The 23,612-nt window shown below is 74.2% G+C and carries 30 protein-coding genes; 15 read left to right on the top strand and 15 right to left on the bottom strand.

Annotation, left to right across the window (positions count from 1 at the left end):
- The first annotated feature begins 47 nt into the window (after positions 1-47).
- Both ABEA53_RS16640 and ABEA53_RS16635 read left to right on the top strand, forming a co-directional pair.
- Entirely contained in the window at positions 48-635 is a 588-nt protein-coding gene (locus ABEA53_RS16640) for an RNA polymerase sigma factor (protein WP_345482440.1), read from the top strand.
- Positions 632-1,297 carry a hypothetical protein gene (locus ABEA53_RS16635; RefSeq protein ID WP_345482439.1) on the top strand — a complete coding sequence of 222 codons (666 nt, stop codon included), beginning with the start codon at positions 632-634 and terminating at the stop codon, positions 1,295-1,297. Before ABEA53_RS16640 ends, ABEA53_RS16635 begins: the two co-directional genes overlap by 4 nt.
- 267 nt (positions 1,298-1,564) lie before the next feature.
- On the opposite strand, the gene ABEA53_RS16630 is transcribed toward ABEA53_RS16635, so the two are convergent.
- Positions 1,565-2,278, bottom strand: coding sequence for an SDR family oxidoreductase (locus tag ABEA53_RS16630; protein ID WP_345482438.1), 714 nt, complete (start codon positions 2,276-2,278; stop codon positions 1,565-1,567).
- A 61-nt stretch (positions 2,279-2,339) separates the two neighbouring features.
- On the opposite strand from ABEA53_RS16630, the gene ABEA53_RS16625 reads away from it, so the two are divergent.
- Positions 2,340-2,810 (top strand): MerR family transcriptional regulator, encoded by a 471-nt coding sequence (locus tag ABEA53_RS16625; protein WP_345482437.1) that lies wholly within the window; start codon positions 2,340-2,342, stop codon positions 2,808-2,810.
- Between the two features lie 9 nt (positions 2,811-2,819).
- Here ABEA53_RS16625 and ABEA53_RS16965 read toward each other — a convergent pair whose 3' ends face one another.
- Positions 2,820-3,824: a DUF4287 domain-containing protein gene (locus ABEA53_RS16965; RefSeq protein ID WP_425550647.1), complete on the bottom strand. Its 1,005-nt coding sequence runs from the start codon at positions 3,822-3,824 to the stop codon at positions 2,820-2,822.
- 212 nt (positions 3,825-4,036) lie between these two features.
- On the opposite strand from ABEA53_RS16965, the gene ABEA53_RS16610 reads away from it, so the two are divergent.
- Both ABEA53_RS16610 and ABEA53_RS16605 read left to right on the top strand, forming a co-directional pair.
- Entirely contained in the window at positions 4,037-4,408 is a 372-nt protein-coding gene (locus tag ABEA53_RS16610; protein ID WP_345482436.1) for a hypothetical protein, read from the top strand.
- A 49-nt stretch (positions 4,409-4,457) separates the two neighbouring features.
- Positions 4,458-4,634: a hypothetical protein gene (locus ABEA53_RS16605; RefSeq protein WP_345482435.1), complete on the top strand. Its 177-nt coding sequence runs from the start codon at positions 4,458-4,460 to the stop codon at positions 4,632-4,634.
- 48 nt (positions 4,635-4,682) lie between these two features.
- On the opposite strand, the gene ABEA53_RS16600 is transcribed toward ABEA53_RS16605, so the two are convergent.
- The gene (locus ABEA53_RS16600) at positions 4,683-5,606 is read right to left on the bottom strand and encodes a CE1 family esterase (protein WP_345482434.1); all 924 of its coding nucleotides are present in this window, start codon (positions 5,604-5,606) and stop codon (positions 4,683-4,685) included.
- A gap of 54 nt (positions 5,607-5,660) precedes the next feature.
- Between ABEA53_RS16600 and ABEA53_RS16595 the strand changes: the two genes are divergently transcribed.
- Together ABEA53_RS16595 and ABEA53_RS16590 are read left to right on the top strand one after the other, a co-directional pair.
- Complete coding sequence (locus ABEA53_RS16595; RefSeq protein WP_345482433.1) at positions 5,661-6,002, top strand: MerR family DNA-binding transcriptional regulator; 342 nt, start codon at positions 5,661-5,663, stop codon at positions 6,000-6,002.
- A gap of 39 nt (positions 6,003-6,041) precedes the next feature.
- Entirely contained in the window at positions 6,042-6,221 is a 180-nt protein-coding gene (locus ABEA53_RS16590) for a hypothetical protein (RefSeq protein ID WP_345482432.1), read from the top strand.
- A gap of 29 nt (positions 6,222-6,250) precedes the next feature.
- Here ABEA53_RS16590 and ABEA53_RS16585 read toward each other — a convergent pair whose 3' ends face one another.
- The 8 genes from ABEA53_RS16585 to ABEA53_RS16550 form a co-directional block, all read right to left on the bottom strand.
- Entirely contained in the window at positions 6,251-7,177 is a 927-nt protein-coding gene (locus tag ABEA53_RS16585) for an SDR family oxidoreductase (protein WP_345482431.1), read from the bottom strand.
- Positions 7,178-7,292: 115 nt separating this feature from the next.
- The gene (locus ABEA53_RS16580) at positions 7,293-8,126 is read right to left on the bottom strand and encodes a helix-turn-helix transcriptional regulator (protein ID WP_345482430.1); all 834 of its coding nucleotides are present in this window, start codon (positions 8,124-8,126) and stop codon (positions 7,293-7,295) included.
- 96 nt (positions 8,127-8,222) lie between these two features.
- Complete coding sequence (locus ABEA53_RS16575) at positions 8,223-8,414, bottom strand: FmdB family zinc ribbon protein (protein WP_345482429.1); 192 nt, start codon at positions 8,412-8,414, stop codon at positions 8,223-8,225.
- A 110-nt stretch (positions 8,415-8,524) separates the two neighbouring features.
- Complete coding sequence (locus ABEA53_RS16570) at positions 8,525-9,508, bottom strand: helix-turn-helix transcriptional regulator (protein WP_345482428.1); 984 nt, start codon at positions 9,506-9,508, stop codon at positions 8,525-8,527.
- Between the two features lie 44 nt (positions 9,509-9,552).
- Positions 9,553-9,768, bottom strand: coding sequence for a hypothetical protein (locus tag ABEA53_RS16565; RefSeq protein ID WP_345482427.1), 216 nt, complete (start codon positions 9,766-9,768; stop codon positions 9,553-9,555).
- A gap of 135 nt (positions 9,769-9,903) precedes the next feature.
- Entirely contained in the window at positions 9,904-10,425 is a 522-nt protein-coding gene (locus tag ABEA53_RS16560; RefSeq protein WP_345482426.1) for a VanZ family protein, read from the bottom strand.
- A 106-nt stretch (positions 10,426-10,531) separates the two neighbouring features.
- Complete coding sequence (locus ABEA53_RS16555) at positions 10,532-11,308, bottom strand: DUF1996 domain-containing protein (protein WP_345482425.1); 777 nt, start codon at positions 11,306-11,308, stop codon at positions 10,532-10,534.
- Positions 11,309-11,436: 128 nt separating this feature from the next.
- Positions 11,437-12,426, bottom strand: a complete 990-nt coding sequence (locus tag ABEA53_RS16550; protein ID WP_345482424.1) for a helix-turn-helix transcriptional regulator — start codon at positions 12,424-12,426, stop codon at positions 11,437-11,439.
- Between the two features lie 100 nt (positions 12,427-12,526).
- Here ABEA53_RS16550 and ABEA53_RS16545 point away from each other — a divergent pair, with 100 nt between their 5' ends.
- The 5 genes from ABEA53_RS16545 (at position 12,527) to ABEA53_RS16525 (ending at position 18,049) form a co-directional block, all read left to right on the top strand.
- On the top strand, positions 12,527-12,955 hold the full coding sequence (locus ABEA53_RS16545) for a VOC family protein (protein WP_345482423.1): 429 nt from the start codon (positions 12,527-12,529) through the stop codon (positions 12,953-12,955).
- An 82-nt stretch (positions 12,956-13,037) separates the two neighbouring features.
- The gene (locus ABEA53_RS16540; protein WP_345482422.1) at positions 13,038-13,961 is read left to right on the top strand and encodes a hypothetical protein; all 924 of its coding nucleotides are present in this window, start codon (positions 13,038-13,040) and stop codon (positions 13,959-13,961) included.
- 161 nt (positions 13,962-14,122) lie between these two features.
- Positions 14,123-16,258: an alkaline phosphatase family protein gene (locus ABEA53_RS16535; protein ID WP_345482421.1), complete on the top strand. Its 2,136-nt coding sequence runs from the start codon at positions 14,123-14,125 to the stop codon at positions 16,256-16,258.
- On the top strand, positions 16,255-16,845 hold the full coding sequence (locus tag ABEA53_RS16530; protein WP_345482420.1) for a hypothetical protein: 591 nt from the start codon (positions 16,255-16,257) through the stop codon (positions 16,843-16,845). The genes ABEA53_RS16535 and ABEA53_RS16530 overlap by 4 nt, the downstream gene beginning before the upstream one ends.
- 283 nt (positions 16,846-17,128) lie before the next feature.
- A complete protein-coding gene (locus ABEA53_RS16525; RefSeq protein WP_345482419.1) occupies positions 17,129-18,049 on the top strand; it encodes a hypothetical protein in 921 nt (306 codons plus the stop codon).
- A 27-nt stretch (positions 18,050-18,076) separates the two neighbouring features.
- On the opposite strand, the gene ABEA53_RS16520 is transcribed toward ABEA53_RS16525, so the two are convergent.
- Complete coding sequence (locus ABEA53_RS16520; protein WP_345482418.1) at positions 18,077-18,322, bottom strand: hypothetical protein; 246 nt, start codon at positions 18,320-18,322, stop codon at positions 18,077-18,079.
- Between the two features lie 177 nt (positions 18,323-18,499).
- Positions 18,500-19,129 (bottom strand): TetR/AcrR family transcriptional regulator, encoded by a 630-nt coding sequence (locus ABEA53_RS16515; protein ID WP_345482417.1) that lies wholly within the window; start codon positions 19,127-19,129, stop codon positions 18,500-18,502.
- Positions 19,130-19,220: 91 nt separating this feature from the next.
- Between ABEA53_RS16515 and ABEA53_RS16510 the strand changes: the two genes are divergently transcribed.
- The 3 genes from ABEA53_RS16510 (at position 19,221) to ABEA53_RS16500 (ending at position 22,006) form a co-directional block, all read left to right on the top strand.
- A complete protein-coding gene (locus tag ABEA53_RS16510) occupies positions 19,221-19,967 on the top strand; it encodes an SDR family oxidoreductase (RefSeq protein WP_345482416.1) in 747 nt (248 codons plus the stop codon).
- A gap of 130 nt (positions 19,968-20,097) precedes the next feature.
- Positions 20,098-21,240, top strand: coding sequence for an MFS transporter (locus ABEA53_RS16505; protein WP_345482415.1), 1,143 nt, complete (start codon positions 20,098-20,100; stop codon positions 21,238-21,240).
- A gap of 49 nt (positions 21,241-21,289) precedes the next feature.
- Positions 21,290-22,006 (top strand): SDR family oxidoreductase, encoded by a 717-nt coding sequence (locus ABEA53_RS16500; protein ID WP_345482414.1) that lies wholly within the window; start codon positions 21,290-21,292, stop codon positions 22,004-22,006.
- Between the two features lie 54 nt (positions 22,007-22,060).
- Here ABEA53_RS16500 and ABEA53_RS16495 read toward each other — a convergent pair whose 3' ends face one another.
- Positions 22,061-22,264 (bottom strand): PLDc N-terminal domain-containing protein, encoded by a 204-nt coding sequence (locus tag ABEA53_RS16495; protein WP_345482413.1) that lies wholly within the window; start codon positions 22,262-22,264, stop codon positions 22,061-22,063.
- 257 nt (positions 22,265-22,521) lie between these two features.
- The gene (locus tag ABEA53_RS16490; RefSeq protein WP_345482412.1) at positions 22,522-22,905 is read right to left on the bottom strand and encodes a cupin domain-containing protein; all 384 of its coding nucleotides are present in this window, start codon (positions 22,903-22,905) and stop codon (positions 22,522-22,524) included.
- Between the last annotated feature and the right edge of the window lie 707 nt (positions 22,906-23,612).

Genomic DNA, 23,612 nt, shown 5'->3' with positions numbered 1-23,612 from the left:
AGCGCGGCGTGTGTAATGCCCGCCGCCCGTGCGAACACTTGGGAGGTGTGAGGGATCCTTCCGCCGACGAGGCCGCGCTGTGGGCCGCGGCGCTCGCGCAGGACGGCACCGCCTTCGGGCGCCTGTTCGACCTGCACCGCGACGCCGTGTTCCGTCAGGCCCTGCGCCTCACGGCCTCGCCGGCGGATGCGGAGGAGGTCGCGGCCTCGGCCTTCTTCGAGCTGTGGCGGAAGCGGGAGTCCGTGCGGCTCGTCGCCGGGTCCGTGCTGCCGTGGCTGCTGGTCACGGCCGCCAACCTCTCCCGGAACAGCCGGCGCTCGCTGGTCCGCCGCGAGCGGCTGCTGCGCCGCGCGCCGCGCGAGCACGACGACGCGGCGGCGCGCGCGTTCGCCCGCATCGACGACGACCTGCCGCGCAGCGCCCTGGTCGCCGCGCTGCGCCGTCTGCCGCCGGGCGACGCGGCGCTCGTGACGATGGCGGCGCTCGAGGGCTACCGCGTCGCCGAGATCGCGGAGCTGCTCGGGCTGACCGAGAACGCCGCGCGCGTGCGACTGCACCGCGCGCACAAGAAGCTCCGGGGCCTGCTCGCCCCGACGGACACCGGCCGGACCGAGACGCAGGAGGTGGCGAGGTGACCGCACCGCGCTGGAGCACCCCGTACGCGGACCGGGTGCGCGACGACCTCGTCCGGCTGGTCGAGGCACCCGAGGCGTCGACCGGGACGGCGCCGCGACGCACCCCGGTCGACCGCCCGCGCGTGCTCGTGACGGGCGTCGTCGCCGCGATCGTCGTGGTGCTCGCGGCCTTCGCGATCCGGGCCGGCATCGACCGTCCCTCCCCGGGACCCGCCGCCTCCCCCTCCGCGGTGACCGCGCAGCCGGCGCCGACGCGGCCTCCGGCCGAGGTCCGGGCGGAGCTGCACGAGGCGCTGTTCGCCCTGCTGCCGACGTCCGCCCGGAGCGCGCCGTCGCTGACCTGGAGCGACGACCGCGGCGCCCCCACAGGCGGCGCGATCGACACCGACGGGCGGTCGATGCTGCTCGCGGCCGCCTGCGAGGGCGGCGGCACCCTCTCCGTCATCGTGTCCGGCTCGAACGTCGAGCGGCCGACCAGGGTGCTGCGATGCGCCGAGCTCTCGACGCTCGGGCCGATCGACCTGTCGCAGGCCGGCGGCACCGACCCGCCGGGGCCGGTCGGGTTCGACGTGCGGGTGCGCAGCGGCCATCCCCGCTTCTTCGCGAAGGCCGTCGCGGTCGACCCGGAGGAGGTGGACCGGGCCAGGACCATTCGGCCCTGACGGACGCGGGCGGCCCGCAGCGCCTCCCCGTGCACGATCCGGCGTGCGGACGGTGCACGGGGAGGCGGCGTCCGCGGTTTCCCGGGGCAGCGCTCAGCGGACGCCCGCGCTACGGTCAGCCCATGATCCTCGACGGCGTCGCGAGCTGTCCCCGCTGCCTCCGGCCGCGCGAGATCACCGGGGTGGGCGAGTCGCTGTTCTGGGTGTGCGCGTGCGCCATCACACCGGTCGACCCGGAGTGACCGCCCGCCCCGCCGGCCCCGTCGCCTAGCGCGAGCCCGACAGCACGGGGCCGTAGAACTCCATCGGGTCGCGCGCGAGGGTGCCCTTGATCATGCGGCTCCAGTCGTCGGCGAGCACCTCGACGTCCCCCCGCTCGAGCCCGTCGAGGGAGGCGCGCGCCACGTCGCGGGGATCGATCTTGTCGCCGTCGTAGCCGGCGGTCATGTCGGTGTCCGCCGCCCCCAGGTGCACGCCCTGCACGAGCGTCCCCTGCCGGGCGAGCTCCAGCCGCACCCCGTTCGTCATGCTCCACTCCGCCGCCTTGGCCGCCGCGTAGGGGTTCGCGCCCTCGACCGCGAACCAGGACAGCGCGGACAGCACGTTCACGATCGCACCACCGCCGGTGCGCGCCAGCACGGGCGCGAAGGCTCGGACGACCGAGAGCGTGCCGAAGTAGTGGGTCTCCATCTCGAGCCGGATGGTCGCCAGGTCGCCGGTGAGCAGGGAGGTGGACGACGAGATCCCCGCGTTGTTCACGAGCAGCGTGACGTCCGGTGCGGCCTCGGCGGCCGCCGCGACGGACTCGGGCCGCGTGATGTCGAGCGGCAGCGCCGTGACGCCCGGCATGTCGACGGCGTCGGGCCGGCGGACCGCCGCGTACACCTTCACCGCCCCGCGACGCTGCAGCTCCTCGACGAACGTGCGGCCGATGCCGCGGTTGCCGCCGGTGACGAGCGCGACCGATCCTTCGATCTCCATGACTTCCTCCCGAGCGGCGGGGATCTCCCCCGCTCGAGCACCAGCCTGTAACCTGACACCCGTGTCAGGTGCAAGCGCCCTCGTCGTGACCGTGCGGGAGGTGGAGCACACCTGCTCACCGGTGGACGCGGACCGCGAGGACGAGGGCCAGGAGCTCCGGATCGGCGAGCTGGCGCGCCGCGCGGGGGTGAGCGTGCGCTCGCTGCGCTACTACGAGCAGCAGGGGCTGCTCGGGTCCGAGCGCACCGCCGGCGGGCAGCGCGTGTACGCGCCGAGCGCGGTCGAGCGCGTGCACTTCATCCAGCAGCTGTACGCGGCGGGCGTGCCCAGCCGGGTGATCGTCGACCTGCTGCCCTGCTTCGCCACGGGCGTGGCGACGACCTCGATGCTCGCGCTGATGGAGCACGAGCGCGACGCGATCGCCGAGCGGCTGCGCGAGCTGACGGCGGCCCACGAGCGGCTCGACCGGGTCATCGACGACGTGCGGCGCGCGGGTGTCGTGTCGGACGACGGGAGCCGGGCCTCGGCCTGACCCGCCCGGTCAGTCGGCCTGGTGCTGCCGCACGTAGGCGACCAGCGCGTTCGCGTGACCGTGCCCGAGACCGTGCTCGGTCTTGAGCAGGTCGACGACCTCCATGTGCCGGCGTCCCTCGAGCCGTTCGACGACGAGGTCGAGCCACTCCTGGATCGGGCGGCCGTACGTCCGCTCGATGCTCGGGAAGTAGGAGGCGGGCCCCTTCGTCCCGGCGGTGACGGTCGGGGCCAGGACTCGGCTCGGGGGCACGGTCGAACCCTGCTGACGAGCGGGGCGGTCGGCCACGATCTCGTCGAGGGCGGCGAGCAGGCGGTCGAACGCGGGATGCGCGGGGTCGATGACCGCCATGTGATCGCCCTCGACGACGGCGATCGCCACGTCCTGGCCGAGCCGCTCCGCCGCAGCGACATAGGTGTCCGTCTGGTTCATCGGCACGACGTCGTCCTGCCGGCCGTGCACGATCCGGACGGGCAGCCCGGGCTCGATGCGCGACACCGGATCGGCCGCCGCGTAGCGGTCCGGGTGCTCGGCCGACCCGCCGCCGAGGAAGCCCACCACCGCACCGTCGCCCATGTGCTCCTGCTCGCCGAGCCGCAGGTTCAGCGCACCCGCGAGGCTGACCGCGCCGGCGAGGGGCAGCACCCCGCTCGGCCGGGACAGCGCCCAGACGGCGAGGTGGCCGCCCGCGCTGTGCCCCACGGTGACGACCGAGCCGGTGTCGAGCCCCAGCGAAGCCGCGGCGACCGCGAGGTGCTCGACGCCCGCCGCGACGTCGTCGAGCGTGCCCGGCCAGCCGCCGCCGTTCGGCGTCTGGCGGTACTCGATCTGCCAGACGTGCCACCCGTGCTGCACGAGCGCCTCGGCGAGCGGCGTCGGGCCGTCGAAGTAGTCGGGGGTGCCGCGCCAGAAGCCGCCGTGGATCAGCACCACCGTGCCGCGCGCGGTGCCCTGCGCGGGATGGAGCACCCCGTACTGCATGGGACCGTCGCCGTACTCGAACCGTTGCGCCACGCGCCGGACGCTACCCCGCGCCCGCTGTGCCCGGGGCGGACTCGGCCGCCGTCGGCGAATCGGCCACCGCCGTCCGGGTCCTGCCGCTGCTGGGCGCGGCCCCACGGGGTCCCCGCCCCTCGCGGCTCCCGATTCCGGGGATGCGGGCGCCCGCCCGCATGCGCGAGCATCGGCGGCGCGGGTCACGGTCCCGCCTCGGAACGGAGCACCGCATGGCCATCGAAGCCCCCGCTGCCGCGACGCTCGAGATCCGCTCGCGAGCCGCCGGCCGGGTGCCGCCCCTGACGTGGGTGCTGCTCCTGCTGTCCTGGCTCGTCGCGGCGGCGACCCTGGTGCTGGCGCTGGTCTCGCCGCCCGGAGAACCGGTGCTGATCGCCGCACGGCGCATCGCGATCGTCCGCAGCAGCACCGGGCGGGAGGTGACGGGCGGGGTCTCCCCCGTGCTGCGCTCGCGGCGGCTGGTCGCGATGATGCGGCTCGATCTGACGCGGCTGACGGAGGAGCGCTTCCTGGCGGAGTGGGGCGACCGCGCCGCGTGGAAGGAGCGGTTCGCCGTGCGCGAGCGGGAGGCCGAGCGAGCGTGACGCCGCGACGCTCTTCCGCCCGCGGGCCGGCAGCGGGAGACTGGCGCCCGTGACCGACGAATGGGCCGCCGACTCGATCCGCCCGCTGCAGCAGGACGCCGCCGACGACTGGCGCTTCGTGCCGGCGGCGCTGCGCCCGGTGCGGGCGCGCGGCCTGCTCGCGGTGCTCGTGATCGCGTTCGCCGCGGCGCTCGTGGTCGTCTTCGGGCTGCCCTCGTACGGCTGAGCCCGAGCCGGCCCGGGTCCGCGGTCGCGCACGCGTGCGAGTCGGGGGTCAGGCCCGCTCGATGCCGGCACCCGTCGAGCGGGGCTGCGCGAGCGCCTCCTCGACGAGCTCGAGCAGCGTCACGTCCGTCGCGGTCCTCCCGAGCACGCGCGGCGCCGGTCGCGGACCGGGGATCGTGTGCCCGCCGCCCCGCACCTCGTGGAGCACGACCGGCGGCGCCCCCTCCTGCCGGTACGCGGTCCGGACGACCCGGGTCCCGGAGGCGGACCCCGCGCGCGGCGGGACGACCTCGATGACCGGCTCGGCTCGGATGCCGTTGCGGGCCGCGAAGTAGGCGGCGGTCTCCGGCGCCGACAGGGTCCGGCCGCCCACCCGGAAGACGACCTGCGCCCAGCGGCGCATGCCGCCGCCGGCGAAGGGCGCGATCGGGTCGCGGGTGCCGTGCACGAACGCGACCGGGACGGGCGCGGCGGGCAGGTCGGCGACGCCGTCGAGGAGGTTCTCCGGCGCCGGCATCGTCGCCGCGACCACCACGGCGGCGGCGACCAGGTCCGGCGCCTCGTGCAGCAGCCTCAGCACCATCTGCCCGCCGTTCGAGAAGCCGACCATCACGGCCGAGCGGCCCTCGAGCCCGCAGGTGGCGCGCAGGCGGTCGACGACGGCGCGAGCGAATCCGACGTCGTCCACCCCTCGGCGTCGGGCGGGGAAGGAGCTCTCGCTGCGCGCGTCGTTCCAGTTGCCCCGGTAGCCGTCGAGGTACGCGACCACGGCCTCCCCGCGCTGCGCGAGCGGCGCGAGGGCGTCGCCCGTGAACCGCCGGTGCGCGGCGGCGGACTGCTTCGACCCGTGGAAGACGAGGACGAGCCGTCGGGAGGCGGCCCCCTCCTGCGCACCGAGGACGGTGAAGGTCCGGCGCACGCCTCCGACGAGGACGGCGTCGTGCTGCACGACGGGTGCGGGATGCCTGCTCATGCCGCCGACCGTAGAGTCTGACATCGTGTCAAGGTCAAGCCGACGGAGGCGTCCGTGCAGATCGGCGAGCTGAGCCGGCGGAGCGGGGTGAGCGCGCGCTCGCTGCGGTACTACGAGCAGCACGGGCTGATCAGCGCCGAGCGCGGCGCGAACGGCTACCGCGAGTACGGCGACGACGTGGTGACCGCGGCGCGCGACCTGCACCTGCTGTTCGAGCTCGGGGTGGACCGGGAGCTGGCGCGCTCCGTGCTCGCCTGCAGCGGCGACGCCTCACCGGAGGTGCACCGCGCGACGCACGATCAGCTCGCGGCGGTGCTGGCGCAGATGACGCGGCGGATCGACGAGCTCTCGACCGCTCGGGAGGCGCTGGCCGCGATCGTCGATCGGACCCGCTGAACCCGTGACCCGGCGGGCGCTCCGCGGTAGCGTCCGCCCGTGCCCGGCATCCTGACCTCCTGCACGATCGGGACCGAGGTCTGCGACGACTCGAATGGCGTCGAGACGGGTCTGCTGCCCTGGTGGGGGCTCCTGGTCGTCGCCCTCGTGCTGGTCGCCCTGGCCGCCTGGCTCATCGGGATCCTGGTGCGCTCGCACCGCCGTCGCCCCTGGGACTGACGGAGTCCGCTCAGCCGCCGGGGGTGCGGTCACGCCACCGGCGCCTGCACCAGGCGCTCCGACTCCTCCCACAGGCGGCGCGCGTCGTCCATCCGCTCGAGCGGCGCCCACAGCGCCTGCCGGGTCGGCGGCCCCGCGAGCGTGCGCTTCGGACCGAAGAACTCGTCCCCCTCCGAGTCGGGCCCGGTCGCGGCGAGCAGCGCCGGCAGCGCGGAGCCCGCGACGGTGCCGACGACGCCGATGCGGGAGAGCGCGCCGATCAGGCGACGCTCGGGCGCGGCGCCGCTGCGGCCCATCCCGGGCTGGGCCGCCAGGAGGTTGCTCGGCGCGACGCCGGGGTGGGCGAGGTTGCTGCTGATGCCCCACCCGTTCAGACGGCTGCGGGCGTCGAGCTCCCGGGCGAAGAGGCCGACGGCGATCTTCGACGCCGCGTACGCTTGCATCACGCGGTAGTCGCGCTCGGACTGGAGGTCGTCCCAGCGGATCCCCCCGCTGCGCGCGGCGACGCTGGTCTGGTGGGTGACGCGGGCGCGCCCCTCGCGGAGCAGCGGCAGCAGGCCCGTCGTGAGCGCGAAGTGCCCGAGGTGGTTGGTGCCCAGCTGCAGCTCGAAGCCGTCGCTCGTCACCTGACGCTGCGGCGGCCGCATGACGCCCGCGTTGTTGACGAGCAGGTCGACGGGCCGGCCGTCCGCCTCCATCTCCGCGATGAACGCGGCGACGGACCGCAGCGACGACAGGTCGAGCGCGCGGAGGCGGAGGTCGGCCGCCGGAGCGTCCGCGCGGATCCGCTGCGCCGCGGCCTCGCCCCTCTGCTGCGACCGCACCGGCAGCACGACGGCGGCGCCGGCCTGCGCGAGCCGGGTCGCGATGACCAGGCCGATGCCGTCGCTGGCGCCGGTGACGACCGCGAGACGACCGGTCTGGTCGGGGACGGTGAACGGATGGGAGCGGGGCATGGAAGTCCTCCAGGTGGCCGGGCATCGTGCTGTCGCACTCATGCTCGGCGCGGAGAGGGGGCGCATCCAGGGCCCGCCGATCCGCGGCTCGGCGGATCCTGCCGAGCCGGAGGGCTCAGGCGGGCTGCGCGCCGATCACCGCGAGCAGCTGCAGCTTCTCGGCGCTCTCGCTGCCCGGGACCGCGGTGTACACGAGCAGCCGGTGCGACTGGTCGGGATCGAGCAGGGTCTGGCACTGCAGCTCGAGCGCACCGACCGCGGGGTGCAGGAACCGCTTCACCTCGGGCGGCCGCAGCCCGACCTCGAAGTCGTCCCACACCCGGCGGAAGGCCTCGTGGTCCTGCAGCAGCGCCACGAACCGCGCCGCCCTCGATGCGGGACCGCGCAGCGCCACGAGCTCGCGCAGGCCCGCCGCGTACACCCGGGACAGCTGCTCCCGCTCTTCCGGCGGGTACGCGTCCCGCAGCCGCTCGTCGGTGAACCACCGGTAGCCGAGGGCCCGCTCGGGGCCGGTCCGCTGCGTCGCGTCGCCCAGCAGCGCGATCCCGAGCGGGCTCTGCTGCAGCGTCTCGCCGAGCTCCGTGACCACCTCGGCGGGCGTGTCGTCCAGCCGGTCGAGGATCCGCAGCAGCCCGGGCGCCACGAAGTCGCTCGCCGCGCCCCGCACGGGCGGCCGGTGCCCGGCGAGGCGGATCAGGTGGTCGCGCTCGTCGAGCGTCAGGTGCAGCCCCTGCGCGATCGCGAGGATGATCTGCTCGGAGGGGTGCGGCCCGACCCCGCGCTCGAGTCGCGCGTAGTAGTCCGTGGACAGGTGGCAGAGCGCCGCGACCTCCTCGCGGCGCAGCCCGTCCGTGCGGCGCCGCTGGCCGCGGGTGAGGCCGACGTCCTCCGGCTGCAGCACGCCGCGGCGATGGCGGAGGAACGCTCCGAGACCCGCTCGATCGAACACGCGCGCCCTCCTGCCGCCCCGTCGTTCCTACCGGACCACGGGACGCCGAGCCACGCCCTGCCGATCCGCCCCTCGGGGCACGGCGGGCGGCCGCGCTCAGACGGCGAAGGACGACCCGCAGCTCGGGCAGGTGATCCTGCCCAGATCGCTGCGGACGTCGACGGCGAAGCGCTCGTCGCACTTCGGGCACCTGCCGTCCACCGCGGCCTTCACGGTCTGCGGATCGTAGGGCTCGAGGCTCGTGCGCACCCGGTGCGCGCGGTCGGCGATGGAATCGGACTCGGCCACGGATGCCTCCAGGATCGGCGATGGCGGCAGCGTATTGAGGCCTGCACACCAGCGACAGGGACAGCGGATCCCGGGCGTGTCAAGGGGCTGGCGCGGCGGTGCGCGGAGCGCTACTCGCCACCGCCGTCGTTCGAGTCGGGCTCGAGCGCCGCGGCGAGCTGCCCGGCCAGCGCGGCCACGGCGGCGCGGAGCTCCTCCCCGCCCTCGACGCGGAACGGGAAGGGCACGACCGGCAGCCACTCCCGCGCGTACATGTCGGCGTTGCTCGTCGTGCCGATCAGCACGCAGCCCGCCTCGTGCGGCTCGAGTCGCCCCATCGGCGGCCGGATCCACGGCCGCACGGCCTCGAGCGGCGCGGAGAAGACGACCCGGGTCGCGAAGGGCCACCCGGTGCCCAGGTGCTCGCCGAGCGCGGCGACCGGGTCGAGGTCGTCCGGCGGATCGAAGCGGCGCGTCGTGCGCTGCACCGAGCCGATGCGATCGACGCGGTAGGTGCGGACGGCGGCCACGTGGTGCGCCCAGCACAGGAGGTACCAGCGACCGGCGCGGGCGACGACGCCCCAGGGGTCGACGTCCACCGTCAGGGCCGTGCCCGCTTCGCTGCGGTACTCGATCACGACCCCGCGGCGGACGGCGATCGCCGTGATCAGCTCGCTCGCGAGCAGCGGGTCCGGCTGCTCGCCGGCGCGGTCGTCCGGCGTCGCCGCGGCCCGCTCCCGCAGCAGCGTCGCCTGGCGGCCGACGGCGTCGGGCAGCGCCCGGACGACCTTGTGCAGGGCGCCGCCGATCAGGTCGTCGTCCCGGCCGGCCGCCGGTCTGCCGCTCAGGACCTGGAGGACGAGGCCGAGCGCCTCCTCCTCGGTGAACCCGACCGGCGCGAGGGCGGTCCCCCTGCTCAACCGGTACCCGCCGGACGGCCCCCGGACCCCCTCGATCGAGATCCCGGCGGCGCGGAGCGTCGCGATGTAGCGGCGGGCGGCGCGCTCCGTCACGCCGAGGCGCGCGGCGAGGTCCTCGGCGGCGATGCCGGGATGCAGCCGGAGGATGTCGAGCGTCCGCATCGCCCGCGAGGTCGGGCTCCCGGTCTCATCCACGGCAGCAGGCTAGGACGCGGGACGGACCGCGCCCCCCGGGCCGATCAGCAGAACGGCATCGGCTGATCGCGACGCGGTGCGGCGACCGCTCCATCGACGGCCCTCGCACCGCCGTGACCGGGGTGCCGGTGCAGGACGGTCAGCAGCCAGGAGGCCCGGAAGGGCACCGCGGCCGTCCGCTCGGGCCGGCTCGCCGCCGGCGTCGGACGCCTGCCGGCCGTCGGCAGGTCGTGGCTCGAGATCGCTCCGATGGTGCGCATCCGTGTTCCTCCGCTCGGTGTGGAGCAGCGAAGCTACGAGCGGATGCGGATGGAACCGGTCCGCTTCTCGGACGCACCGATGCTTCCGGATCGAGTCCGTCCGCATCCCTCCCGGAGCTTCGTGGGACGGCCCGCTCAGGAGTGCTGGACCCGTGCGCCGCCCGCCGCGCCCGACCTCCGGGCACGGCGCCGGGCGAGCCGCAGCGCGATCGCGGCGAGCACGCCGCCCAGCACCGCGCCCAGCGCGTTCGTCAGCAGGTCGCTCGTGTCGCAGGCGCGGCCGATCCCCGGCAGGACGGCCTGCACGGTCTCGATCGCCGCCGACAGCAGCACGGCGCCGCCCGCCGCGACGGCGGGGCGGCGCAGCAGCACGCCGGCCAGCAGCGCCGTCGGTGCGAGCAGCAGGACGTTCGCCAGGGACTCGACCGAGGTCGCGCTGAGGTACGGCAGCTGCGCCGCGCACGCCACCGCCGGTGAGGGATCCCCGTCCGGCGTGAGCGTCAGCGCGACGACCGCGACGAGCGACCCCGCGAGCAGCGCCGCGCAGGCACGGGGCCGCCGGGCGAGCAGCCCGCCGAGCAGGGGGCCGAGCACGACGAACACGAGCAGCGACGTGATCGGCAGCCATTTGGCACCGACCAGGAGGGTGGAGAGCACGCCGCGACCCTAGGTGCGGAGGCGGCCGAGCCCTTCATCGACGCGGCGCTCCCGGCCGGCGCACGAAGCCGACCGGGAACGCCGGATCAGGTGGCTCCGGGCTGCGTCAGAACCCTCCTGCGGCGTTGCACTTGACGCCCTGGTCGAGGCAGTCGCGCACCCGCTGCGCGAGCGCGTCGTCGTCCCACGCGTTGAAGAAGTCCGCGTGCATCGAGAACGTCGTGCCCGACGCGAGGCTGACGTGGGAGACGTCCATCCCGGCCGGGTAGTCGATCACCAGCGACACGTTCGGGATCGGCACCGGGAACGCGGCGGGGCACTTCCCCGCGACGACCTGCGCGACGTGCGACTTGTGGTCGGGGCTGTCCAGGTGCAGGCCGTCCCAGCAGTCGGCGAACACGACCTGGCGGACGATGTGCGCCGTCTTCGCGCAGATCGGCATCGTGCCGTCCGCGGAGCGCCCGATCGACCCGCCGGTCCCGGCGCACGAGAAGTGGTTGCCCTGGTGGTCGGGGGTGTCCGTCTGCGTGGCCGCGTTGCCGGCGAGCTCCTTGAACCCCGCGGGGAACGGCTGGGTGCGGCTGGGGTCCTTCAGGCGGGAGCCGTAGTAGACGGTCACCTGCGTCGGGTCCTGCTGCACCCCGTTCGCGTACAGGGTCGGGACCCAGTACGCCGAGTGGTCCTGCTTCGGGTCGCAGTTCGTGGTCGCGGCCCGCAGCGAGTCGAGCGTCGACGACGCGTCCGTGGAGTCGTTGCCGAAGAACGTGTGGTGGTGCGACGCGCCGGGCATGCCCGGGAACACGATCGGGTCGTCCTTCGCGAAGTGGCTCACGGTGCAGGTCGCGTGGAACTCGGGGACCTTCACCGGCGCCTGGCGCGACACCGTGCTCTCCAGCCGCCTCCGCGACGATCCGGCTCCGGAGGAGGGACCGTCGACCGGTCCCGCAGCCTGACGGCAGGCAGGCGAACCGGCAGGCGGGCGCGCGGGTCGACGGGCCGGCGGCGGCCGTGTCAGTGCCCGTCGAGCGCGCGCTGGAGCGTGCCGACCAGCTCGCCGCCGCCGTCGATGAGCGCCTGCGGACCGACCAGCTCGAAGGGTGCGCCGAAGCCCGCGAACCGCGCGGCGAGCGCGGTCCACGACCAGGAGCCGAGCGTGACCCGCGTGCGCTGCGGCCCCAGCGGCTCGAGCGCCGCGTCCGGATCGACGAACGGCGCCACCCGCGCGACGGGCAGGCGCACGACGGCGGTGCCCGTGCAGGGCCATACGTCCTCGGTCGACGAACCCTTGAACCGGGCCGCGACGAACCGCGCCGCGTCCCCGCCCGGGATCGGTCGCGGGCGGAAGGTCCGCCGGGTCGGCGCGCTCGGCGCCAGCCGGTCGATCCGGAAGGTGCGCCAGTCCCCCGCCGCCTCCGGGTCGGCTGCTGAGCGGGCGTCCTCGTCCCACGCGAGCAGGTACCACCGCCCGCCGCGGGCGAGCACCGCGTGCGGCTCGACCCGGCGCGGCGCCCCGTCGCCGGGCTCGCCCGGCGAGGCGTAGGCGAAGCGGAGGACCTCGTGCTGGCGCGTCGCCTCGCTGACCGCGACGAGCACGTCCGGATCGACCACCGAGGCCCCGGGGGCGGCGACGACCTCGACCGAATCGATGCGCGCCCGCAGGCGGGACGGCATGACCTGGCGCACCGTCGCCAGCGCCCGGGTCGCGGCCTCGGCGATGTCCGCACCCGAAGCGGGCGCGACGGCGAGGGCCAGCGCGACGGCGACGGCCTGGTCGTCGTCGAACAGCAGCGGCGGCAGCTCCGATCCGCTCGCGAGCCGGTAGCCGCCGGCCGGACCGCGCAGCGACTCGATCCGGTAGCCGAGCTCCCGCAGCCGGTCGACGTCGCGCCGGACCGTGCGGGGGCTGATCCCGAGCCGGTCGGCGAGCACGTCACCGGCCCAGTCCCGCCGCACCTGCAGCAACGAGAGCAGGGTCAGCAAGCGCGAGGACGGATCGGCCATGCGAGCAGTCTGCCGCGAGAAGCGGACAGGATCTGACCGCATCGGCCGGAAGCATCATCGGCGAAGCGGCCGGACCCGGCTGCCACACCGAGGAGTCCACATGACCATCGCCACCACGCCCCACCTCAACTTCGACGGCGACGCGCTCGCGGCGCTCACCTTCTACGCCGCCGCGTTCGGCACCGAGCCGGTCGCCGTCACCTACGGGCAGATGGGTGCCTCCGACGACCCCGCGTGGGCCGACCGCATCGTGTTCGGACAGGTCGAGACCACCTCGGGGATCCGGATCATGGCGTTCGACGTCTGGCCGCACCAGCCCTACGACCAGGGCTCGAACGCCTTCTACGTCTTCCTGAGCGGGGACGACGCGGAGGAGATCACCGAGGCGTGGCACGGGCTGTCGGACGGCGCGGAGATCCGCCAGCCGCTCGGCGCGTCCGCGTGGTCGCCGCTGTCCGGCCAGCTGCGCGACCGCTTCGGCGTCGTGTGGCAGCTCGACGTCCGCGCGGACGAGCCCGCGGCGCAGTGAGGCCGAGGGCGCAGCGGGTTCCGCCCGCTGCGCCCCCGGACCCGATGAGGAACACCGGGGGCCGCGGAGCGTTGGGGCCCAGATGCCCGACACGATCTCCAGCCCCGACTTCGCCGCACGCGACGCCGCGATCGCCGTGAACTCCTACACGACGGTCGTCGGCCGCAGCACGGTGCCCGAGGAGCGGTTCCGTGCGTACTGGCGCGATGCGCACGGCCCGCTCTGCGCGCGGATCCCGGCGCTCGGCTTCTACGTGCAGCACCACTTCGCCCGCACGCAGGACGCCCACCTCTGGCCGGTGATCGACGGGGTCGCACCGCTGCCCGGCTACGTCCTCGACGGCGCGGTGGAGATCGGCTGGCCGTCGGAGGCGGCGCAGCAGGAGTTCCAGCGCGCGTCGAGCATCCTCTTCGGCGACGAGCAGAACGTGTTCGAGGAGACCGTCGCCTACCCGCTGCCGACCGGATCGACGACGGTCTTCGACCGGGAGCCCGACCCGATCCCGAACGGGCCCGACCGCTACGACCGCCTCCACGTGCACTTCACGCCCCGCGCCGGGCAGGCGGAGCGGCTCGCCGACCTGCTCCGCGGCGAGGTCGCGGACGCCGTCGCCACCGCGCCCGGCGCGATCAAAGTGCGGGTGCACGCTCCGGACGACCACGACAACAGCACCCCGAACCCTCCGGCGCCGAACGTGGCGCACACGGTCGTCGCCGAGCGGGTGCGGCTCGTCGTGCTCGAGGTGGCCTTCACCGATCCGCTGGCTCGCCGCCGCGCGTTCGACACCCCCGCGTTCACGGCCACGCTCGCCGCGCAGCGCGAGCTGGCGCAGCACATCACCGCCTTCCCGGTGAGCGGCGTCTTCACCTTCGTGCGCGACAGCGCCCTCACGACGGCCGGCCTCCGCGGCAGCCGGGTCGCCGAGGTGATCCGCGACCTGGCCGCGACCAACCAGGTCGCGGACGACGTGGTCGGGCTCATGCGCACCGGGGCACCGACGGCCTAGGCCGATGCCCCCACGCGGCAACGGGACGCGGTCATGTCATTTGCACGGTCCGCGACGGTCGGTGACGCCTCGCCGAGCGCACACGTCCGGTTCCCCTCCCGTTCAGCCGCGGTTCACGGAGGGCACCGGACGGCCTGGTGCCCGCGGATTAGAACCGAGGCGTGAGATACCTCCACCCCCCGCGACGCGCTCGAGCGCTCGTCGCAGCGGTCGCCGCCACCGGCCTCGTGCTGGCCGGCGTGTTCACCGCGACCTCGTCCACCGCTGCTCCGATCCGCTCGAAGCACTCCGTCTCCATCACGAGCACCGGCCTGAAGGCCGGGCAGATCAAGCACGTGTGGCTGATCATCCTCGAGAACAAGTCGTACGACGCGACCTTCACCGGGCTGAACCAGAACAGCTACCTCTGGAAGACGCTGCCGAAGCAGGGCGTGCTGCTCAAGAACTACTACGGCACCGGCCACTCGAGCCAGGACAACTACCTGTCGATGGTGTCCGGTCAGGCGCCGGAGGAGGACACGCAGTCGGACTGCAGCGTCAAGGACTTCGACTTCGGCAGCAACGCCTCCATCGTCCGCTCCGGGAAGAACCGCGGCCAGGTCGCCTCGCTCGCGAACCCGGCGCAGCCGAGCGGCGCGAACGCGCCCAACGGGGTGAACGGCTGCACCTACCCGCAGGACGCGCCGACGCTGTTCAACCAGCTCGACGCGGCGGGCAGGACCTGGAAGGGCTACGCCCAGGACCTCGGGAACCAGCCCGGCCGCGAGGACGCCGTCTGCGGCGGCCCCGGCACGGCTGCGAACGACCCGACGACGAACCCGACGGCGATGAGCGCGACCGCCGCGAACCCGTTCCCGGCCGGGGTGACGAGCTTCACCGGCGCCCAGCCGAACGACCAGTACGTCGCGAAGCACTTCCCGTTCCCGTGGTTCCACAGCCTGACCGGCACGAAGTCGGTCACCGGGATCACGAAGCCGGCGCTGACGAAGCCGGTGCACGGCGGCAGCGACTGCGACGCCAACCACATCGCGAACCTCGACAGCGCCTCGAAGGGGCTGTTCCACGACCTGCAGAAGAAGTCGACGACGCCGGCCTTCAGCTGGATCACGCCGAACAACTGCAGCGACGCGCACGACGCCGTCTGCAAGGGGAACAACCTCTCCGGTGCGTTCACCTCGACCGGTGCGGCGATCTACCAGAAGGGCGCACCGGACCCGCAGGCGACGACCCCCAAGAACCAGACCGGCGGCCTCTACGCCTCCGACCTGTTCCTCAAGTACTACGTGCCCATGATCGAGCGCTCCGCGGCGTTCAAGGACGGCGGCCTCATCGACATCACGTTCGACGAGGCGAACCCGCCGTTCACCTACACCGGGAACAGCTTCAACAACGCGAACGCCTACGGCCCCACGCGCAAGGACCAGCCGAACGCGAAGACGGCCATCAAGGCGGACGCGGCGGGCGAGAACATCTTCGGGCGCGACGTGCACCACGAGCCGACCGGCGTGAACTCGACGCTGGGCACGGACGCGAAGGGCGACCAGCTCTACCCCGGTCCGGGCAACAACGCGTTCATCGACCGGCCGGCCGCCTGCACGGCGACCTCCCCCTCCCCCGTCCCCGCGAACTGCGTGCCGGGTCTGGTCCGCGGCGGTTCGGGCACCACGCCTGCAGCGCGCACGGACGCGGTCACGGGCTCCACCGGCTCGACCTTCATCGCCGACCAGTCCGCCGTCGCGATCGACACCGGCCGGCAGGTGGTCGACACGGTCGACCGGACCGGCCCCGGCGGGACCAGCCCCATCCCGGCGGACACGTTCGTCGGCACGGTGAGCGACACCGGGCCGCAGTTCCCGACGACCAGCACCGGATCCGCGGTCAAGGGCTCCCTGCAGCTCGTCGACCAGTCGGGCGCGCCGGTGACGCCGACGGGGGCCGTGACCAGCCTGACGCTCAGCGCCGAAGGCCAGCCGGGCCACCTGGCCGCCGGTCAGACGCCGGACCCGCTGTTCGACGCGACCGACCCGACGCCCGGCGGCGGCGACACCGGCAGCGTGCTGATCAGCCCGTTCATCAAGCCGGGCACCTCGACGACGCGCTTCTACGACCACTACAGCTGGTTGCGGACGATGGAGGACGTGTTCCAGGTCGGCATCGGACGGGACCACGCGGCGCTGCCGGCCGGCACCGTCTCGGGCGGCCTGGACCGCAAGGGTCACCTCGGCTTCGCGGCCACCCCGGGTCTCGCCCCCTTCGGGCGGGACGTCTTCAACAACGCGTCGCGGAAGCACGCGTGAACGCACCGGCCGGCGCCGCGTCCTCGACGCGGCGCCGGTTCGGCGCGCTCGCGGGCGTCGCGGTCGTGACGGCGGTCCTCCTCTCCGGGTGCGCGACCGCCGCCCGCCCGACGCCGACCGACACCTACGGCGGGCTGCCCAGCTGGCTGCCGAAGGACACCGGTACGCCGAACAGCATGCTGATCGCCGACGTGCAGCACCCCGCGGTGACGTCCGAGGGCGACCCGGTGGAGGTCCACCTCGACGGCGGATCGGTGCAGGTGACCGTCATCGGGCCGGAGGTGCCGGGCGAGGGACTGCCCGTGCAGCCCGAGGACACGACCTGCACCTGGACCGTCACGATCAGCCGTGCGAGCCGCCCCCTCCACCTGCGCGCCGGCGACTTCAACACGCTCGATCACCTCGGCACCGTCTACCGGGTCGCCGCCGTGCCGGGGCAGCCTGCGATCCCGGACACGATCCGCCCCGGGCAGACGGCGCGGTTCGAGCTCCGCGCCGCGATGCCGACCGGGGAGGGCGTCATGCGCTACTCCGGCGGCACGGACGACGTGCTCGCGAGCTGGGACTTCGTGGTCGAGAACGACTGACCGGTCGCTCCGGCGGGTGCGCGCCCTCCGGACGCACCCGCCGGATCGGCGCTCGAGGCTCCGGAGATCCCGTACCCGACCTCCGACCAGCGGCCGGCCGCGGATTCGGCCCGCACGATCGCGTGCCCCGCAGCCTGTCGGTCCCCGACGCGCCCGGTGTCGAGGTGTCGCGCGACTCCTCCCGCTCGTGCACAGGCGACGGTCGATGGACGCGGCTGCAGCACGCTCCCTGCTCCAGGAGCCGGCACCCGCGCATCCACCCGAGGGAACAGGTGCACCATGAGTGCTGCACCTGCGGAGCGCTGCGGCTCCGCGTGCGAAGGAGGTCGCGATCATCGACTCCAGCCCCGAGTACGACGCGTTCGGCCCCTGGGTCCTGCCGGTGTCGGAGGAGTCCGAGGTCCCGCGCGTGTTCGCGGCCCACGACATCGACTTCCTCCGTGCGCAGGCCGTGCTGAAGGTGCCCCGCGACGTGGCGCGCCGCGACGTGACGCCGAGGTCGCACCTCTACGACCAGCTGCTCGTGCTGACGCCGACCGAGCTCGAGGTGCTCACGCGACGCGGGCACCGCTTCTCGGTGCAGCGGGTCGCGCGGGCGGAGGTCGTCGCGGTGAGCAGCGGATCGACCCTCCTCGACGGCTGGCTGACCGTGTGGGCCGCCGACGGATCGATGATCGACGTGCACTTCAACGGGTCGTCGCTGCCGACGATGACGACGTTCGCCGACCGGTTGGCCGACTGGGTCGACGAGTCGGAGTTCTCCGGCACGAGCCAGGAGCTCGAGCGGGATGCGCTCGGTCCGCTCGACGTCGGTCTCGTGAACGCCTACAACACCGTCGCGGGTCGCCGTGCGGCGTTCGAGGTGCTCACCGCCTACCCGAGCCGCCTGCCCGCCGTGCGCAGGTACCGCGTCCAGCGGCTCCGACGCGCCCGACCCCGACTGAGCGGTGCCGTCCTGTCCACGGGCAGCGGCGACCTCGTCGTCCTGTCACGCCGCGACTGGGTGCAGCACTCCAGCCAGCCGGACGTGTCGACCAGCAGGACGGTGATCCGCGGCGACCGCGTCACCGCGGTCTCCGTCCGGCCCGACCCGCTCCTCGAGGGCTGCGCGGAGGTGCTGGTCCACGGCGGGGCCGCGCACCTGCGGCTCATCGTCCCCGCGGACGAAGCACCGGCGTTCACGCGCGCCCGCCCCGGCGGCTGATCCCGGAGGCGCGGCCTCAGGCGCCCGTCACCGCGACCGCCCGTCGTCCCCCTCGCCCGTGTCGGCGGACGGATGCGTGCGGTCGTACTCCGCGGCCGCCTCGAGGGCCTCGTCCGCCACGAGATCCCGCTGCGCCCGGAAGCCCACGATCGTCGACCACACCCCGACCGCGAGCAGCGGAACGACACCGGCGGCCCACCACGGGCTGCGGCCGATCAGCGCCGCGCACGCCACTCCCCCGAGGAGCGCGAGCCGCCCGAGGACGTCGGACACCCTCCACCGCATCCGAGACCGCCGACTGCTGATGACCACGGATGGAGTGTGCCCGGTCGATCGACTGCGGAACCAGTGCAGCGTCCGGGTGGAGCGGCGGCACCCGACGGCCCCGGGCCGCACCCGTCCATCGCTGCGCCCGCCGGTCGCCTCCGATCGCACGACCGGACGAGGACGTCAGGTCCAGTCGCCGTCCTCGGTGCCGAGGCGCTCGTGCCCGAGGGGCGTGATCGGCACTGCGGCGAGGCTCGTGAGCCCCATCTGCAGCAGGGTCGCTCGGGCGACGCCCGCCCGGCCGAGCGTCGACATGCCCTCGATGACGGCGCAGAAGTAGGTGCCGAGCGCCTCGGCGTCGGCGTCGACCTCGATCTCACCGGCCTGCTGCGCGTCGGCGATGCAGGCGGTGTAGTCGGCGCGGATCGAGTCGAAGGCCGTCGTGACGGTCGACGCGACCTCGGGGTCGCTGCCGGAGAGCTCGACAGCGGCCCGCAGGAACAGCGACGCCGGCGCCTTCGCGGCCCCGTGCTCGACGGCGGTGCTCACCAGCTTCGTGCGAATGCGGGCGATCGGGTCCTCAGCGCTCCGCATCACGGTCGTCACCGCGTCGACGGCGCTGGCGGTGTCGCTGAGGAAGGCGCGCATGAACAGCTCCTTCTTCCCGCCGAACGCGTTGTAGAGGCTCTGCCGCGCCAGGCCGGTCGCTTCGAGCAGGTCGTCGAGCGAGGTCCCGGCGAACCCGGTCTCGGCGAACGTCCGGCGAGCGCGGTCGATCACGTCGGCCTCGTCGAACATGCGCGGTCGTGGCATCGGAACCTCCCGGGACGGGTATTTGACTGATTGATCCAGTATGTCGTACGGTTCTGGAACAAGCAGTCTACAACTCGACTCGGAGGACATCATGGCAGGAGCACTGCAGGGGAAGACGGCGCTGGTCTCGGGCGGCACGTCGGGCATCGGCCTGGCGGTCGTGCAGCGGTTCGTGGCGGAGGGCGCCCACGTCTTCGTCACCGGCCGTCGCCAGGAGGCGCTCGACGCCCTCCGCTCGGAGCTCGGCGACGCGGTCACGCCGATCCGCGCGGACGCCACCGAGCCCGAGGGCATCGCCACGGTCTACCGCGCGGTCGCGGAGCGCGGCGACGGCCTGGACGCGGTCCACGTCAACGCGGGGATCGGCGAGTTCAAGCCGCTGGCGCAGGTGACGGCCGAGGACATCGACCGGACGTTCGGCACGAACGTCCGCGCGACGACCCTCACGGTGCAGGGCGCGCTGCCGTTCCTGCACGAGGGGTCGGCGATCGTCGTCACCGGTTCGTCGTCCGCGTCGGGCACCGAACCGGCCTTCGGCCTCTACGGCGCCTCGAAGGCCGCCGTCGCCACGTTGACCCGCACCTGGGCGGCCGAGCTCGCGCCGCGCGGGATCCGCATCAACACGGTCGTCCCCGGGCCCACCGAGACGCCGGGCCTCAAGGGGCTCGCCGGGGAGGACGGCGACGCGCTCGTGGCGAAGATCGCGAGCAGGCTCCCCTTCGGCCGCGTCCTCGCGCCGGAGGAGGTCGCCTCGGCCGTCCTCTTCCTGGTCTCCGACCAGAGCTCCGGCATGACCGGCAGCGAGCTCGCCGTCGACGGCGGCAGCACCATCGTCTGACCCCGCCGCACCGGGCACGCGGCAGCCGCATCGAGCGCGGCCGCCGCGTCCCGGCGCCTCCTCCCCGGCCGGTGACCGCCGGCTCCAGCGGGACCCGACGTCCCGCCCAGCAGAGACAAGGAGCACCTCCATGACCCGCACACGCACGGGCGGCTGGTTCGGGATCGCGGCCGTCGCCGCCGGATCCTTCGCGACCGTCCTGTCCGAGTTCCTCCCGATCGGGACCACCGGCCTGATGGTCGTCACCACGGGCCTCGCCGCCGCCGTCGCAGCGCCCGCCGTGGCCGTGACCACCTCCCGCCTCGACCGGCGGACGGTCCTCGCCGGCCTCAGCGCGGTCCTCGTGCTCGCCGACGTCGTCGCCGCGACCGCGGCCGCGTTCCCGGTCCTGCTCGTCGCCCGCATCCTGGTCGGCGTCGCACTCGGCGGGTTCTGGGCCGTCGGCGCAGGCATCGCGCCCCGACTGCTGCGCGCGGAGGACACCATCCGCGGGACCTCGGTCATCACGGCCGGGATCTCGATCGCGACCGTCGTCAGCCTGCCGCTCGGCGCACTCGTCGCCGCGACGTCGACCTGGCGGCTCGCCTTCGTCCTCGGCGCCGCGCTCGGCCTGCTCGCGCTGGTGCTGCAGCTGATCGCACTGCCCTCGATCCCCTCGCGCGAGCGCGTGCGCCTCGTCGAGCTGCTGTCACTGTTCGGCGTGCCGCGGGCCCGGACCGGCCTCGTCGTGGCGGCGCTGCTCTTCGCCGCGCAGTTCGCGGCCTACACCTTCATCAGCCCGTTCCTCCAGGAGACGGCGAGGATCAGCCCGGCCGGGATCTCGGCCGCGCTGCTCGTGTTCGGCGTCGCCGGCATCGCCGGCAACTTCGTCACCGGCGCCGCGCTCGCCCGCTCCGTGCCGGCGACGCTCGTGGCCGGCGGCCTCGTGCTCGCCGCGGCCGTGGCGCTGCTCCCCCTCGCCGCGCACCTGCCGATCGCGGTCTTCGCGCTGCTCGTGGTCTGGGGACTCGTCTGGGGCGGGCTCCCCCTCGGCCTGCAGACGTGGATGGTCCAGGCGACGCCGTCAGTGGCCGAAGCCGGGCTGGCGATGTTCGTCACGACGCTCCAGGTCGCGCTCGCGATCGGGTCCACGATCGGCGGCGTCGTCGTGACGTCGTCCGGCATCGCCGTCGACTTCGGCCTCGCGGCCGTCCTCGCGCTGCTCGGCTCGGCCGCCCTGGTCCTGCTCGGCCTGCCGGTGCGCAGGGCGCGGGTCGCCCTCGCCCACCGCTGACACCGCCCCCTCCACGACTCCACACCCCCGCAACGGAAGGAATCGATCGATGACGAACCACGACCAGAAGCGCCTCCTCCTCATCGGAGGCAGCTCCGGCATCGGACGCGCCATCGCGCTGGCCGCGCTCGAGCGCGGCGATCAGCCGATCATCGGCGCCCGGGATCCGGAGCGCACCGCGTCGGCGCTGCCGGAGGCGCTTCGCGGCGTGCCGCTGGTGCACGCCGACCTCGCGGACGAGCGCAGCATCGCGGTGCTCGCGCAGGAGGGACCGTTCGACGCCGTCGTCTCCCTCGCGGCCGCGTCCGCGAACGGCCCCGTCGCGACGCTCGAACGGGCGGCGGTCCACGCGGCGTTCGACGCCAAGGTCGTCGGCCCCATGCTGCTCGCGAAGCACCTCGCCGACTCCATGCGGCCGGGCGGCGTGTTCGTGTTCTTCTCCGGGGTCGCCGCGTGGAAGCCGGCGCCGGGCCTCAGCGCGATGGCGACCGTGAACGGCGCGGTGGCGTTCATGGCCGAGGCGCTGGCGGTCGAGCTCGCTCCGGTGCGCGCGGTCGCGGTGTCGCCGGGCGTCGTCGACTCCGGGCTGTGGGACTTCATGGGCGACGACGGCAAGCGCGAGTTCTTCGCGGCGACTGCGGCCTCGAACCCCGCACGCCGGATCGGCGCTCCGGCCGACATCGCCGACGCGGTCCTCTTCGCCGTCGACGACACCTTCCTCACCGGTACGACCCTGCACGTCGACGGAGGCGGGCGCCTGGGCTGACCGGCCGGGGCGGCCCGCGCTCCCGGTGGCTCGGGCGGCCCTCGCGTCAGCCGATCAGGGCGTCCGCCCGACCGCGACGCCGCGACCGACGAGGAACCACGCGAGCGGCCCGGCGATCGGGAGGACGAGCGTCACGAGGACCCACAGCGCGAGCAGCGGGGTGCGCTCGCGTCGAAGGATGCTGATCAACGCGCCGATCCAGAGCAGCAGCGGCGGCACGGCGATCAGGAGGAGGAGTGCGATCTGGGATGTCTGCACGGCCGCGACGCTCCAGGGGTTCTGCCTCGGATCCGCCACCGCGGGATGCGGCAGCGGAGCGGCGTGAGACCGCGAGCAGGACGCTAGGAACGCCGGCGCCGTCGCGGATCGCCCCCGGGTGCCGAGGCCCGAGGCACCCGGGTACCACGGGCAGTCGCACCGGTCCGCGAGCGCGATGACGGCGCCGAGGCACGTGAACAGTCCCTCGGAGCGTCCGCCGGCCCACCTCCGTGCTTCGAGGAGGAGCGCGATCCGGCTCAGCGCGCGAGCTGCTGCTCGATGGACTTCGTGCCCTCGACGACCACGTCGCCGGTGTGCGCGGTGGTCACCGTCTCGACGAGCACGATGTGCACCTCCTCGTCCGCGATCGGGTTGTGCCGCACCCCGCGCGGGACCACGAAGAACTCGCCGGGGCCGAGCCGCACCTCGGGCCGATCCTCGAGCTCGATGCGCAGGGCGCCCGACACGACGAGGAACAGCTCGTCCTCGTCGTCGTGCGCGTGCCACACGAGCTGCCCGAGCAGCTTCGCGACCTTGACGTACTGATCGTTGACGCGCCCCACCACGGTCGGCGACCAGTGCTCGGTCACCCCGCGGAGCGCTGCCGCGATCCCCACCACGTCCTGCTGCATGTCGCTCATCCTCGAATCATCCGCGTGCTTCCGCAGCTTCAGGTGCATCCCTTCGCCGGTGCCGCGACGCCGCGAGGAGGTCATGCAGTCGGTGGACCCGAGCGGCGTGCAGTGCTCTACTGAGCATGAGGCACCGAGGGAGGAGCACGCCGATGGAGCTGCTCGCGTCCGCGGCTGCCGGTGCGGCGGATCTGGTCGTCCACGCCCTCTTCGACCTCGGCGCCGCCGTGCACAGGCGGTTCCGTTCGTCGCGAGGGCGGACTCCTTCGTAGCCGATCTGCACCGCGGCGCCTGAGGCGGTCCCTCGCTGCCACCGCTTCCCGGGGTCGAGGGCGATCCCCGGTCGCACGGCTGCTCCCTCGTGACCCGCGCTCTGGGGCCGGTTCGGACCTGAGCGTGCGCCTGTGTCCCGCAGTGCACCGGCGCGTCGGCCGCCTCCGGTGATGTGCTCACGGTCACATGCCCACCCCGCTGTCGGAAGGACCCCCATGTACGAGAACGAGCTCACCCAGGCTTTCTGCGTCCCCTGCTTCACGCCCATGGTCCGCATGGGGGACGCGCACGAGCGGGCCTGGGAGTGCCCGGAGTGCGGCCCCCGCGCCGCGGGACGGATGAGCGCCGCCGCCTGAGCCGCGGGTTCCACGCTGCCGGCTCGCCGCGCCGTCGCCGAAGGCACGGCGGGGCGGCGGCACGGCGGCGGCACGCAGAGCGTCGGG

The organism is Amnibacterium soli (assembly GCF_039544415.1).
GTDB classification, from domain to species: Bacteria; Actinomycetota; Actinomycetes; order Actinomycetales; family Microbacteriaceae; genus Amnibacterium; species Amnibacterium soli.
The sequence above is the reverse complement of the archived record's forward strand: the minus strand, read 5'-3'. Positions and strand labels throughout refer to the sequence as shown.